Raw genomic sequence first — 14,074 nt, 5'->3', positions numbered from 1 at the left:
GTTATCTCGTTGATCGCAAACCCGTATCAGCCGGCGAAACCTCCAGACTCCAAATAGCGCTGCTCGGCCGGTGTGGTGCTGCGGCCCAGTTCGCGGTTGCGGTGCGGGAAACGCCCGAACTTGTCGATGATGTCGCAGTGTTCCAGCGCAAAATCCAGGTTTTGCGGGCAATGCGCGCGATACAGCTCCAGGCTGTAGTGCTGGTCGTGCAGCAGCTCGGAATGCATGAAGGGCAGGAACAGGAAAGGCCGCAGGTCTGCGTCGACCGCCGGCACGGCGCCGGCCACGATCGCCGCTCGCGCGTAGCGGCGCGCCAGCGGATCGGTGGCATACATATGGCCGGTGCCGCGAAAGGCATTGCGTGGAAACTGATCCAGCAGCAAGACCAGCGCCAGGCCGCCATAGGCGCTGTCCAGCCACTGCTCGCGCTCGCAGCGCGCAACCGACCAATGCAGATCAAGAAAGCGTTCACGCAGCGTGGCGTCGAAATCGGAATTCTTGGTGAACCAGGCCGCCGGGCCCGCATAGCGCCAGAATTCGATGAAACCGTCGGCCTCGGGGTGGCCCGAGCCAGACAGGCCAGCCTGGCTTGAGGCTGGCGGATTCTTGGCGGATACCGCTGGCTTGCTGCGCGTCATTCCGAGCTCCGGCGTAGGACACAGGGATGGCGGCGCAGGCGCCGCGACACAGCGTAGCCACGCACCGTCCTGGCTATTCTACTGTATGGTTTCAAGCCGTATGGCCCGCAGCCATGGGTTCGCAGCCGCAAGCCCATGGCAAGCCTGCAGCGGCGCTGCGAGATGCCCAGCAACGGCGCACCTCCGATGTCCCCCCAAACGCAGCGGGGCGCATCTTGCGATGCGCCCCGCTGCAGGCACGACTACTGCGAAGACGCTTAGAAATGCATCTTCAGGTACAAGCTGCCGGCACTGTCGGCATTGCCCGCACCGTACTGGCCGCTATAGGACAAGCCCATGGCGGCGCGCTTGCCGACCGCCATTTCGGCACCCAGGTCGACCACGGCGGCGTCCTTGGCTATGGGCGCACCGGCCACGCTGAAGCTGGTGCCCGAGCCCTGGATGAACGACAGGCTGGTCTTGGGGTTCACATCGCCGCCGGCATGGCGCCAGCCCAGGCCGCCCGTCAGGCGGGCGGCATGCGCGCCCACGGCAAGCTCGGTCGCACCGCGCAGGCCCAAGGTCAGCGTGGTCAGGTTGTCGGTGCTGCTGTCGCCATGCAGCGCGGCAGGGCCGCCCGACTCGTCGAAGCTTTGGGTACGCTGGTTGATCCAGGCCAGGCGCGCATAGGGTTCTATGCTAGCGCTGCGGCTCATTGGCATCGCATAACCCAATTCAGTGAACAACTGCGCGGAATCGGCGTGGTAAGAAGCCTTCAGCGCCTGATTGCCTCCCACGTTGACGTTGCGGCGGCTGTCGACGTTATTGCGGGTGTAAGCGGCACCGGCCAGGAAATTGACGTGCCCCTTGCCTGCTTCCCAGCTCTTGCCGCCATAGATCGACGCGGTGTAGCTGTCGAGGTCGCTGCGCGAATCGCGATCGTCCACGTTCAGGCGGCCATTGGTGTACCCCAGGGCCGCGCCGACACGCCAGCCACTGGTGCCGACCTGCGTATCACCGCCCAGGTACAGGCCAGCCAGCGAGAGCTTGCTGTTCGCCGCACCGTCGCTGCCGCCCTTTAAGCTCTGCCAATCGCCCACTACCTGGGCCCACAACGGCAGCGCCGAAGAACGCGGCATTGCGCCGGACGGCAGTTCGCCCGCGGCGGCCACCGGCGCCCCCGCAACCATGGGAGCCCCGAGGTTGGCCCGCATGCGGTCGGTCAGCGTGCGCACCAGCAGATCGCCCGTGCTCAACAGTGCCGCCTGCGTACTGGCATGCACTTCGCCGGACAGCTGGTTCAGCACCCCGCCCGTATCCGTGGACTGCAGCGCCGCATCGGCCGCCGCGTTTTGCCCGGCTACCGACAGTACGCCATCGAGCGTGGCGTTCTGATTCTTGCTCAGGCCCGCGCGCTTGTTGTCGACGGCCGAATTGTCCACCGACAGCGTCACCTGCACGTCCTGCGGGTCGTAGATGATCGGATCCAGTTTGACCAGCGTGCCGTCGAAGCTGGAATCCAGGCCGGTGCTGGCGAACTTGTTCACCACCGACCCGCCCGGGGTCTGGATGATGGTGTAGCGATGGTTCAGCACGTAGCCGCCGTTGCGGTTTTCCTGGCCGACGGTCAGACCGATGCCCGACAGGTCGAAGTTGCCCGAGCGGATGATCAGCAAGTCGGACTTGCCCGCCGCGTTCACTTCGGCAAAGTAATTGCCCGTAAAGCCCGCGCTGCTCGCATAGCTTTGCACGCCCACCGAATTGCCCGGCCCAACCGTGCCGCCGGAGCCGCCCAAGGAGCCGTTGGACATGATGTTGCCGCCCAGCAGGGCTCCGTTGCCCACATTCACGTCACCCTGCACGATGATGGGGTTGTCGGTCGTGCCGCCGTGCGTGCTGGTGCCATTGCCGCTGAGGCTGATCGAGCCGCCGATGTTGGTGCTGCCGCCCTTGCTGAAGTTGATCTGCGTACCCTGGTTGCCCGACACATCGCCCTGGATGTTGGTCGACGAGCCCGTGAAGCTGATGCTAGAGCCCGAACCGCCCGTGACCGAACCGATATTGGCCGAGTCGGTGAAGTTTGTCGTCGAGCCTGGCGCACCGATCAGGTTGCCGGCAATGTCGGTGGGGCCCGAGAACGTCGTGCTGCCGCCCGTCGCGCCCGAGAAATCGCCGCCCACGCTGGTCGTGCCGGTAAAGTCCACCGGCGTAGTACTGCCGATGATGACATTGCCGTCGCTGCTGAAGCCGGTCTGCGTGGGGTTGCTGTCAGGGTCGACCGTCTGCGTGCTGGAATCCACCACCAGGCCAGCCCAGTGCGCATCGGCCCCCTTGGTGACCGTGACCTTACCTGCAGCGGTCGGGTCGTACACATTGCCCTGGGCAAACGAGCCGTCTTGCAGAGCCAGGGTAATCGTGCCGTCCGCGCCGTCGCCGGTGCGCGTCACGCCGAGCAGCGTGCCGTTGTTGTTGACCGCGCTGGTACCATTACCCAGCGTAATACTCTGCGCCTGGCCCGCTTGGGCAAACGTTGAAGTGAACGTTGCACCGGCAGAATTCAGGGTGGTGCCCGAGAAGCTCGCCGTGGCGCTATCCAGAAGGGTCACCGCCGCCGTGTCGGCACCAGTTGTGTTGATGCTGCCGCCCGACATGGAGAACGTTGCGGCAACACTGGAAGCCCTTGTCGGATGATACCGGGATCCCAAGGTATTGAGCGCGACCCCACTTGCGCCTACGCCCGAAGTATTGATGGTGACATCCGTCAACGAGGCATCCGCGCCGCCATATACCGCTACGCCGTATGCATCCTTCCCGCTGGTCGTGATGGTGAGAGGCGTGACAGAGGAGTTCGTCGGATCGGTATACGAGCCAGCCACGATGTGGGAGCCCATATCCTGGGCCCAAAGCCCGTAGCTCTCGACACCGCTGGTGGTAATGGAACCACCATTGATGTACGCGGTCTGAGACGCGGTCGTTCCAATTGGAATTTCGGATGCCTTTTCATACGCACTGTAGGCACGTACTCCTACACCGGTATCCCCAGTTGTAGAAATAGCGACATTGTTGGCGGTCGCCGTACTGTTGGTGGCGACAAAAATGCCTGTGGTGAAATTGGCTCCGGTCGTCTTGATGCTGCCATCTGTGACTGTGGCCGTGGCGCCATTGGTGAGGTCGATCGCATGAGTGACGTCGCCTCGATTATCAATTGAGCCTGCGGCACTTATGGCTACATTGCTTGCACTGAACGACGAACTGCTTCCATCAACCATGACAGCATGCTGTTCATCCCCAGTCGACGCAATCGAGCCGCCAGCCATTGCGACGCTAGCGCCGTCCTTAACAACTACCCCGTGCCTTGCCGCAAGAATATTCGTGTTGTTGATAAGGGCGTTTGAACCCGAACCCACGTAAATGCCATTGGCCTTCTCCGACGTCACACTGCTATCGCTCAAGGTGAGCGTGCTCCCGTAGTTGGGAGTGGGCACGTGTCCCGGTGATTGGGCTCCAAGTAATTCGTTAATGGCTATGCCATCGGCACCCGAGCCACTAGTCGTCACAGAAACCCCGGCCAAATTCAACGCCCCGCCGTTATAAGCAACAGCGCCGAACGAGTTGGCGCCTGTGGTTGTAACGATGGTGTTGCCAGTCGCGGAAATAGTCGAACCCTTATTCTGAGCGAACAGGCCATAGCTATTGGCGCCAGTCGTACTTACCGTAGCACCGTTCAACGTAATGGATGGCGTGTCGGGGGTAGTGTCAGCAAGATCCTGTCGCCCACTATATGCATGCACGGCATTGGACAACGTGCCGATCGTGGAAATATCTACATCGTTGGCGGTGACGCTTGCGCCAGCGCTGGCGAGAATGCCGCGGCCAAAGGTGGAACCCTCGGACACCACGCTGCCGCCATTCAACGTGACTGTGGCCTGGGAAGCAGCAGACACGACATTAGAAAGGTCACCGGTACCGCCGCCGGCTGCCGCATTTGTCAAGGCAACGTCCTGCGTGGTTACTGAAGTCCCCGCGCCATTCGCATAGATGGTCATCTTGTCACCGAGCGTGCCGGCATTGGTTACCGAGCCGCCACTTAAACTAACCTGCCCACCGTTTTCCGCTAGAACCCCATATGACCCGTTCGCCGTTTCAACTGTGGTGTTGTTCGCGGTAATGCTGGAGCCAGCCCCACTAGCATAAAGTCCATAGCCGAGACCAGCACTTAGCGTATCTCCGTCTAGAGTAATGGAAGATCCGTTCAAAGCCTCTGCTGCATGAGCGCCACTGCCGGACGTCGTAATCGTGGAGCCTGTGCTGTGCACCTCGCCATAATTGGCTTGGATGCCAGTTGAATTTTTCCCCGTGGTATTAATTGTGACGTTAGTTGCATTAATAATACCGGCGGTAGGTTCGTCTGAATCACCGGCAAGCAGGCCAGAGGCGCTTTCGCCACTGGTATTAATTGTTGTACCGTCAAGCGTTACAACCCCGGCCCCTAGCGTGGCACCGGAGCCTGTATAGGTTCGCACGCCCGACGCCAACTTACCTGATGTCGTTATGGTTCCGCCAGTAAGACTGATAGTCCCGCCGTCGAAAGCCTCGATGCCATAGCTGCCAGAACCCGACGTCGAAATTGTATTGCCTGCACCCGTTACCGCACCACCTTCACTAGCTTGAATACCCTCGCTGTATACCGCAACAGCCCTAGTTCCTGGGCCATTAGTCGTAATGCTGCTGTCGTTGATAGTAACAACACTGCCAGCCCCCACAGCCTGGACACCATGAGCCCCCCAACCCGCGCTAGCGTCGTAAGCAGTAGGGTTGGTTTCTACCTCTACCCCGTTCATAAGTATCTGGGAAGCTCCTGTCGCGAGTACACCGCGCAGTCTTGCGCCCGTCGCAGTCACAGTTCCGCCGTCAAGCGTGAAATTTGCTCCCGAACTTCCGTATACCACCCAATCGTTACTACTGTCAGCGGCATTACTGGTTGACGTCTTGCTGTAGTCTGCCCCCGAAGTCGGATCAGCTGGCACACACACTGGTGTGCAACGCAGCGTTACATCGGCGGCCCCAGCCGTACCATACGCCCCCATCAGCGCCGTTGCCAGCAGGGTCGCCTGCAGGGCGCGCGCGCCGTTGCCTTGTGGCTTAAAAGTTGCGGCCCTGGCCCCATTCGTTGCATGGCGTGTCGCCGTATTCCGCCTTGCTGTCCCGCGATTCGATACCGTGTGCATTGCTGCTCCTTGCGTCAAGATCGGTGCGCTACGACGACTTGCCCTGCGCACCACTGCTGCCGTGATCCGCGGCGGAACTTTATGTGAAACAGACGTGCGTATGCGCGCTGCCCTTCCGCCGCGGTAAAAACAAGATGCTCTGGAGGTAGGGGGTTCGGATTTACTACTTTTATGCGTGTACCGCCCCACTCGGCCCGCGCCGCCAAAACCCCTATATACGCGCCGTTACCAGCGTATTCGTAATCAGAACTTTGGAAACGCTCTCTTTTCGTTTGGAATCATATCTATTGATTAAATTTTTGTAAATTTCATTACCAAACACGTAGCATATTTAGGGGTAAACCCTAATAATTTTGACTAATTTAGGCAACATTCAGCTATTTCTATTGTAACAATAGAAACATAACATTTCTTCAATCATCATCCAATATGAGCATTCGATCCTATTTGTAGCTCTTCCTGTGCAAAAAACTTTCCACCAGATACTTTGTAGGTGTCTTCACTGGCAAAATCAGCCTGCCATCGAGGCCTATGTAACTTCTTGATTTATGTACTTAAAGGTTTAAGTAGCCTCAAGACCCTTCGATGCTCGTAGGCTTTGGATTCGTGCGTGCTGAAGATCGATCGGCCTCTTGAATTCTTCTTGTGTAGTCGAGGCGTACGCTGGAAGCGCGATGAAGGCAGGTGCGGCAGGCACGAGCAGCAGCCAGGCGCGACTTCCTGGCTACCACGGGCCTACCGGTGCAAGCCGCAGCGACGCGGCGATCCGGCTTAGCGGCCAGCTTGTTTGGCGGTGATGCCGCCCGCCATGCCCATATTGGTCTTGGGAAAATCGCTTAGCCGTACGCGAATGTCCTGTTCGGACAGGCCCGTGACTTCATGGGCCGTCTTGCTCAGGGCGGAGATCAAGGCCGACTTGAGCTCTTCGGTGCGGCCCTCGATGAAGTCGACCTCGTACATCACGGTCTTGTGGCCGTACTGGCCGCCATCCAGGTAATTCTCTTTCGGCATTTCATGCAGCATGGCGCGCACGCTTTTCAGCGGCGCGCCGATGCTGCTTACCACGGCATTGCTGGAACGCTCGAGCAGTTGCTTTTTCTGGTCGGCGGACAGGCCTTCGGTGGCATTGATAATAAGGTAAGGCATATAGAAGTCTCGTAGATTAAGGTAGGGGAACGATCGAGCCGAAGATCGGACGCCAATACACGACCAACCTCGAAATGTGTCGGGCCGTCTTCTGCCCCGACTCGCTCCATCATAATCCCCCGACTCTGGCGCAGGCACTGCGACCCCGCATTTCGGCGCTTGCTCACATAAGCAATCGGCAGCGGACGTCCCTCCAAAATTTACATAGCCCTCCACATGGCGCAAATCAAGGGTAAATACCTATTATGGAATTAATTTCCATATTGGAAAATACTTCCAATTCAAAGGCGACACAGGGGTTAAACGTGTCGCTAGCCCATTTCTAGCACCGGAAACCTTGACCGATGAGCAACATCATTGAGCGCAGCTTCAGCATATTGGAAGAACTGTCCTACCACGCGGGCTACAGGACTTTGTCCGAGATCGTGGAAAAAGTGGATATTCCACTTAGCACAGCACATCGGCTGTTGAACGATCTGGTAGCAGCGGGATATGTCCGCAAAGGCGAGCGTGACGGCGAATTCATGCTGACGATGCGAATTGCCTCGCTCGCCCTGCGACACCTGAGTGCGGGGGGCATCGTCGACGTAGCTCAGCCCATTCTGGAACGCCTGGCCGCCAGAAGCAAAGAACTGGTTCGGCTGGCAGTCGTGGACGGCGACCAGCTCATATACGTAGCCAAAGCGCAAGGTGCTACACACGGGCTTCGCTACGACCCTGAAATGGGACAGGCTGTCACGCTTTCATGCAGCGCTGCAGGGCTGGCCTGGCTTGCCACTAAAAGTGAAGAGGAAGCGTTGCGTCTGGTTGCGCAGCAGGGGCTGGGCGACCCTAAGGACTACGGGCCCGATGCGCCAGCGACACTCAAAGAATTCATGGCGCGGGTGCAAGCCACACAACAGCAAGAGTATGCATTTACGGTCAACGTCTTCCTGCCGGGGATGAACTCCATGGCAACACCGGTATTCAATGCTGGAAGAGAGGTCGTCGCCATTCTGATTGTTGCCGGGCCAATGAATCGGCTGACGGTGGATTACATGGAATCACTCAGCGGCATCGTGCTCGATACGGCGGGAGAACTATCGACCGCCAGCGCCGTGTCGCCTATTTTTCAGCGCCGCCCCAACCAGGCCCTCCCCTCCTGAAAAGCCGCCTCGGCTTCCCACAAGTTTCTTCCCCCCAATCAATACTCATATCAGAGAGACAAGTCATGACCACAACAACCAGCCGCCGAGCCTTTCTAACCTCAGTCGCCGCCGCCCCGCTCGCAAGCATTCCTTTCATCTCGCACGCCAAGCCGGCCGAACGCATCTTTAAGCTCGCGCACCCTCTTGCGGCTGATCACCCCACGAATATCCGCCTGCAACAAGCGGCTGACAGAATCGCCAAGCAAAGCGATGGTCGTTTACAGCTGCGTCTGTTTCCCAATAACCAGCTGGGCGGCGAGGTTGACCTACTGAACCAAGTCCGATCAGGCGCCGTCGAGATGTTCGTCGTCGGAGGATTGATCGCTTCCAGCGTGGTGCCCATGGCCGCGCTGGACGGCGTCGGCTTCGCCTTCAAAGACTCGGCCTCGGTCATGAAAGGCATGGACGGTGCGCTCGGAACCCTTATCCGTAGCGCGCTAACCCGAGCAAATCTCTATGCCCCATCCGTCATTTGGGATTATGGATTCCGAGAAATCACCTCGTCCTCGCGGGTCATCAAAACGGTCGCCGACATCTCGGGAATGAAAATACGCGTGCCCGGAGCGGCGGCATATGTCGACCTGTTCAAGGCACTTGGAGCCGCACCTACCAGCATTCAATTCAACGAGGTCTATCCTGCACTGCAGACCAAGATCGTCGACGGCCAGGAAAACCCGCTCGGGGTGATCGTGACCTCTAAGTTCTATGAAGTGCAAAGCTTCTGCGCATTAAGCAACCACATCTGGCAGGGGAATTGGGTGCTTATAAACGGCCGCGCCTGGCGCGGCCTTTCCGCCGATCTGCAAGAGATCATGGAAAAAAACCTCAACGAATCGGGGTTGGCGCAGCGTCAAGATCTGTCCAAGCTGGAGCAATCGTACAAAGACACGATCGTCAAAGGCGGGGTGAAGATCAATGACATCGATACCGACTCTTTCCGCAAGAAGTTGAGCTCATCAGGCTACTACAAGAATGCGCGAGCCAAGTTTGGCGACGCCGCCTGGAAGGTGCTTGAGCAGGCCGCGGGCCGAGAACTTGCATGAGCTCCTTGCCAGGTCGACCGGCCGAACCCGCCAGGGCCACCGCTTCGTGGCCGGACAAAGCCGATGCCTGGCTGGGGCGCGCAGTAGAGTTGATCGCTGCCGTGTTGATCGTGGCCGAAGTATGTCTGCTGTTCGCCGGTGTGGTCGCGCGCTATGCCCTGCATAGCCCTATCGTGTGGTCCGATGAGCTGGCTGGCGGCATGTTTCTTTGGCTTGGAATGCTCGGCGCCGTAATCGCATTACGTAGAAACGAACATTTGGCGTTCAGTGCTTTATCGCGCAATGCCGCCCCGGAAACCCGGGCCTGGCTTCAAGCGGCAATCACAGCGGTGGTACTGGTCACTTTATGCCTGATGCTGCGGCCCGCGATCGACTATGTGGAAGATGAGTCCTTTGCGACGCTGCCAAACCTGGGCGTGCCATCGAGCTGGCGAGCGTTCGGTGTGGAACTCTGCGTCGTTCTAATGCTGCTGACGATCCTATTGCAGACGGCTCGATCGGGCCGCCTGCTAGCCACCCTGATAGCCATTGTCGCACTGACCATTCTCGGTGCTGGCCTCTGGGCGCTTACGCCGTGGCTCGTACATATCGGCAACTTTAATTTGCTCATCTTCTTCGTACTGATCGTAGGAGTTGCGATTCTCATCGGGGTTCCTATCGGCTTTGCATTCGGCTTTGCGACATTGGGCTACCTTGCGCTGACCACAACAACGCCGCTGAGCGTAGTCATCAACCGCCTGGATCAGGGAATGTCGCAGCCATTGCTGCTGGCGATACCTTTGTTCGTCTTTCTGGGCTTGTTGATCGATTTCACCGGCTTTGCCAAGATGATCATCGCATTCCTGGCGGCCCTGCTCGGATTCGTTCGTGGAGGTTTGTACTACGTGCTGCTGGTGGCCATGCTCCTGGTGTCGGGGATCTCCGGCTCAAAGGTGGCAGATATGGCGGCAATCGCCCCCGGGCTTTTCCCCGAAATGCGCAAGCATGGCGCAAACGACGGCGATCTCGTCGCCTTGCTGGCCGGCTCGGCCGCCATGGCCGACACCATTCCTCCGAGTATCGTGCTTATCACCCTGGGCTCGGTGACAGGGATCTCGATCGCCAGCTTGTTCGCAGCCGGCTTGCTGCCGGCCTTGATACTCGCGTTGTTCCTGGCCATTACCATATTCGTTCGCTCACGCTCGGAACCGCCCCCACCAGAGACACGCCCGGACTGGGCACGCGTTCGCAAAACATTCATTACCGCATTGCCCGCGATGGCGCTGCCATTCGTGATCCGCTGGGCCGTCGTGGAAGGCGTGGCCACTGCTACGGAAGTCTCCACCATAGGCATTGTCTACGCGATGCTGGTCAGCGTCTTGATCTACCGACCGGTGCAATGGTCGCGCTTCTACCCCGTGCTGGTCGAGACTGCCGCGTTGTCGGGTGCAATTCTGTTCGTCATTGGCACTGCGACGGGCATGGCCTGGGCGCTTACCCAATCGGGGTTTTCTAACGACCTGGCCCATACGATGACGGCGGTTTCGGGCGGCCCGTATGGGTTTCTCGCCATTACGATCATCGTCTTTCTGCTGCTGGGCAATATCTTGGAGGGTATTCCCGCGATCCTGCTCTTCGCACCATTATTGCTTCCGGTATCTCATGCCTTTGGAATCAACGATGTGCATTACGCGCTGGTTGTCGTGATCGCGATGAGCATCGGCCTGTTTGCACCGCCTTTTGGTATCGGATTTTTTGCGGCTTGTGCAATCGGCAAGGTTGCTCCTGATGCAGCGATCAAACATGTTTGGAGATATCTGGCGATCCTGATACTTGGCCTGGTTTTCATTGCGGCTGTGGAGCCGATCTCCACGATCTTTATCAGGTGAACCTTTCGTATGGCTCTTTTAGGACAAGCGGCGCTCGCCATGTGGTGGGATATGGGCGCAGGAATGAAGCCCGAATTTGAGGACTGGCACTCGCACGAGCATTTTCCAGAGCGCCTGGGAATACCCGGCTTTCTGCGCAGTTCGCGCTGGTGCGACGCAAGCGGCGGCACTGGAGTGTTTGTTCTGTATGAACTCGAAAACCACGCCGTTTTGTCATCACCTGCATATCTCCAGCGGCTGAACAACCCCACCCCCTGGTCGCGCAAACTGATGCCACATCACAAAAACATGATGCGCAGCCAGTCGCACGTGCTGGCATCATGGGGCGGCCTGACGGCAAAGTACGCAACAACGCTCAGATTCGTGCCCGGGGCGATAGGAGACGTAACCCGTTTCTGTTCCGCGGCTCGGGCCGTACTGGAAGGGCTCGCAGCCCGTCCAGGCGTGGCCGGGGCGCACTTTCTCAAGCATGAAGCACCACCTATTGAACAAACGATCGAGCAAAAAATCCGGGGCGTTCCCGATCAGTGCGCCGAGTTCGTGCTGCTGGTAACCGCCTATGATGAGACGGCTCTGAGCGACATAACCGCCACGGATCTGAGCAGTGCCGCCCTCCGCGCACTCGGTGCCAGGGAATTACCCGCCAATGGCTATTTCGCGCTTTCGCATAGCGCACTACCCGCGGACGTCCGGTAATAACGCAAGCCCGTATGCCGACAGAAGCGGCTGACGGCAGTTCTCTCTCCCTCTTTACCGGGCGCTTGAAAATCACCACATAACGTATACTTTGGGCGCCCGCCAACCACGAAGAGGCATGGGGAACCTATGGCGCCCGGGCCGGTCAACAAAACATCGGCCGCGGACGACCGAAAAGGGGCTCCGCATGCCCTGTGGCCAGCGTTGGCAAAGCATGTAATTCGAAATGGAATAAACCTCACACCCGATACCTCCCACGGGATGGATCGCATTGCCCAACGCCGTCCCATTACGGAGCTTGAATGGACTGGAATCACGAACTGCTGCTCAGCGCCCTGTGGATACTGAAGGCCTACGCGATTACCGTGGTGCTGGCGATTGCGGCGATCTGGGGCCTGGCCCGCTACACGGTGTGGGGGCGGCAGTTCTGGAACTTGTCCGGCGCCTATTTCTCGACGCGGCGCGCCTGGCGGCCGCTGGTGGTGCTGGCGTTCATTTTGCTGCTGACCCTGGGCGCCGTACGCCTGGATGTGCTGTTCTCGTCCTGGTACAACAGCATGTACACATCGCTGCAGAAGCTCGACGAGGCCGGTTTCTGGTTCGCCATGGTGCTGTTCGCCATACTGGCCACGGTGCACGTGGTGCGCTCGCTGATCGAGTTCTATGTGCAGCAGGCCTTCACCATCCACTGGCGGGTATGGCTCAACGAGCGCATGCTGTCGCGCTGGATCGACGGCCAGACATACTACAAGACGCAGTACCTGGATCGCCCCGTCGACAACCCGGACCAGCGTATCCAGCAAGACGTGAATGTCTTCGTCACCAGCTCGCTGACCCTGTCCATGGGCGTGATCAACGCCCTGGTCTCGACTTTCGCCTTCACACTGATACTGTGGAATTTGTCCGGCCCGCTGGCAGTGCTGGGCGTGGAGGTGCCGCGCGCCATGGTGTTCCTGGTGTTCGTGTACGTGATCGTGGCCACGGTGCTGGCCATACGCATCGGCCGCCCGCTGATCAGCTTGAACTTCCTGACCGAACGCTTCAACGCCGACTATCGTTATGCATTGGTGCGGCTGCGCGAATACGCCGAGAGCGTGGCCTTCTACGCCGGCGAGAAGGTCGAGGGCGCGCTGCTGCGCAGCCGCTTCGCGCAAGTCATCGCCAACTCGTGGGCGATCGTGTACCGATCCCTGAAGTTCCTGGGCTTCAACTTCACCGTGACCCAGGCCGCGGTGGTGTTTCCCTTCATCATCCAGGCGCAGCGCTTCTTCACCAAGCAGATCAGCCTGGGCGACCTGATCCAGACCGCGCAGGCTTTCGGCCGCCTGCAGGACAATCTGTCGTTCTTCCGCAATGCGTACGACAGCTTCGCCGCGTACCGGGCCACGCTCGATCGTCTGACGGGCTTCACCACCGCCATCAGCCTTGCGCACCAACTGCCCACCCCCGACGTGCGCACCGACGGCGGGCGCGTGGCGCTGGATCTGCTGACAGTGCGCCGCCCCGACCGCCAGCCGCTGCTCGAGCGCGTCTCGCTGGAAGTCGAGCCCCACGCGCCGCTGTTGATCCGCGGCCCTTCCGGCTCGGGCAAGACCACGCTGCTGCGCGCCATCGCCGGCCTCTGGCCGTATTGCGAAGGCGGCATCATCCGGCCTGCGGACAATGTGCTGTTCCTGTCGCAGAAGCCCTACCTGCCGCTGGGTAGCCTGCGCGAGGCGCTTTACTACCCGGGGCATCCGCCCTATCTGGCCGGCCCGACCGTGCTGGACGTGGACAGCTCGAAACGCCTGCAGGAAGCCACGGTGACGCGCACACGCAACGCCGGACAGGATCTGGACGCACTGCTGGCGGCCGCCGGCCGCAGCGATGCGATCGCCCCAAGCAGCCCCTCGGGCGACGACGCGGCGCGCCAGGTGCTGCGCCAGGTGCACCTGGGCCATCTGGTCGACCAGCTCGACCAGTCGGCCGACTGGGGCCGCATCCTGTCGCTGGGCGAGCAGCAGCGCCTGGCCTTCGGCCGGCTGCTGCTGGCCCGCCCGGTGGCCGCGTTCCTGGACGAGGCCACCTCGGCCCTGGACGAAGGGCTGGAAGAATCCATGTACCATCTGGCGCGCGAACAGCTGCCCGACACCATACTGGTCAGCGTCGGCCACCGCAGCACGCTGCTGGCCTTCCACCCGCGCTGCCTCAGCATCAAGGGCGGCGGCGCCTGGGAACTGACTTAGGCCGTAGCTGACGCAGCCGGAAAACGCACGGCTGCGATATTGCCATAATGTAGCTTCGGCCCGC

8 protein-coding genes are annotated in these 14,074 nt (G+C 59.9%); 5 read left to right on the top strand and 3 right to left on the bottom strand.

All coding sequences use genetic code 11. From position 1 onward, the window contains the following. Positions 1-26: 26 nt before the first annotated feature. The 3 genes from CEY11_RS16995 to CEY11_RS16985 all read right to left on the bottom strand — a co-directional run bounded on the left by CEY11_RS16995 (position 27) and on the right by CEY11_RS16985 (position 6,991). The gene (locus CEY11_RS16995; RefSeq protein ID WP_088604593.1) at positions 27-638 is read right to left on the bottom strand and encodes a DUF924 family protein; all 612 of its coding nucleotides are present in this window, start codon (positions 636-638) and stop codon (positions 27-29) included. Between the two features lie 257 nt (positions 639-895). Then, the gene (locus CEY11_RS16990) at positions 896-4,561 is read right to left on the bottom strand and encodes an autotransporter domain-containing protein (protein WP_158215348.1); all 3,666 of its coding nucleotides are present in this window, start codon (positions 4,559-4,561) and stop codon (positions 896-898) included. A 2,055-nt stretch (positions 4,562-6,616) separates the two neighbouring features. After that, positions 6,617-6,991: a tautomerase family protein gene (locus tag CEY11_RS16985; RefSeq protein WP_088604591.1), complete on the bottom strand. Its 375-nt coding sequence runs from the start codon at positions 6,989-6,991 to the stop codon at positions 6,617-6,619. A gap of 344 nt (positions 6,992-7,335) precedes the next feature. Between CEY11_RS16985 and CEY11_RS16980 the strand changes: the two genes are divergently transcribed. From CEY11_RS16980 to CEY11_RS16960, 5 genes are all read left to right on the top strand, one after another. Next, positions 7,336-8,136, top strand: a complete 801-nt coding sequence (locus tag CEY11_RS16980; protein WP_088604590.1) for an IclR family transcriptional regulator — start codon at positions 7,336-7,338, stop codon at positions 8,134-8,136. Positions 8,137-8,201: 65 nt separating this feature from the next. Then, the gene (locus CEY11_RS16975) at positions 8,202-9,221 is read left to right on the top strand and encodes a TRAP transporter substrate-binding protein (protein WP_088604589.1); all 1,020 of its coding nucleotides are present in this window, start codon (positions 8,202-8,204) and stop codon (positions 9,219-9,221) included. After that, positions 9,218-11,089, top strand: a complete 1,872-nt coding sequence (locus CEY11_RS16970; protein WP_088604588.1) for a TRAP transporter large permease — start codon at positions 9,218-9,220, stop codon at positions 11,087-11,089. Before CEY11_RS16975 ends, CEY11_RS16970 begins: the two co-directional genes overlap by 4 nt. 9 nt (positions 11,090-11,098) lie before the next feature. Next, entirely contained in the window at positions 11,099-11,785 is a 687-nt protein-coding gene (locus CEY11_RS16965) for a hypothetical protein (protein ID WP_088604587.1), read from the top strand. A gap of 302 nt (positions 11,786-12,087) precedes the next feature. Then, positions 12,088-14,010 carry an ABC transporter ATP-binding protein/permease gene (locus tag CEY11_RS16960; protein ID WP_088604586.1) on the top strand — a complete coding sequence of 641 codons (1,923 nt, stop codon included), beginning with the start codon at positions 12,088-12,090 and terminating at the stop codon, positions 14,008-14,010. The last annotated feature ends 64 nt before the right edge of the window (positions 14,011-14,074 follow it).

This window comes from Candidimonas nitroreducens (genome assembly GCF_002209565.1).
Taxonomy (GTDB): domain Bacteria; phylum Pseudomonadota; class Gammaproteobacteria; order Burkholderiales; family Burkholderiaceae_B; genus Candidimonas; species Candidimonas nitroreducens.
The sequence above is the reverse complement of the archived record's forward strand: the minus strand, read 5'-3'. Positions and strand labels throughout refer to the sequence as shown.

Excerpts from the sequence above, each read along its gene's own strand:
- CEY11_RS16975 (WP_088604589.1), top strand. The coding sequence starts at position 8,202 with ATGACCACAACAACCAGCCGCCGAGCCTTTCTAACCTCAGTCGCCGCC.
- CEY11_RS16970 (WP_088604588.1), top strand. The coding sequence starts at position 9,218 with ATGAGCTCCTTGCCAGGTCGACCGGCCGAACCCGCCAGGGCCACCGCT.
- CEY11_RS16960 (WP_088604586.1), top strand. The coding sequence starts at position 12,088 with ATGGACTGGAATCACGAACTGCTGCTCAGCGCCCTGTGGATACTGAAG.
- CEY11_RS16965 (WP_088604587.1), top strand. The coding sequence starts at position 11,099 with ATGGCTCTTTTAGGACAAGCGGCGCTCGCCATGTGGTGGGATATGGGC.
- CEY11_RS16985 (WP_088604591.1), bottom strand. The coding sequence starts at position 6,991 with ATGCCTTACCTTATTATCAATGCCACCGAAGGCCTGTCCGCCGACCAG.
- CEY11_RS16995 (WP_088604593.1), bottom strand. The coding sequence starts at position 638 with ATGACGCGCAGCAAGCCAGCGGTATCCGCCAAGAATCCGCCAGCCTCA.
- CEY11_RS16980 (WP_088604590.1), top strand. The coding sequence starts at position 7,336 with ATGAGCAACATCATTGAGCGCAGCTTCAGCATATTGGAAGAACTGTCC.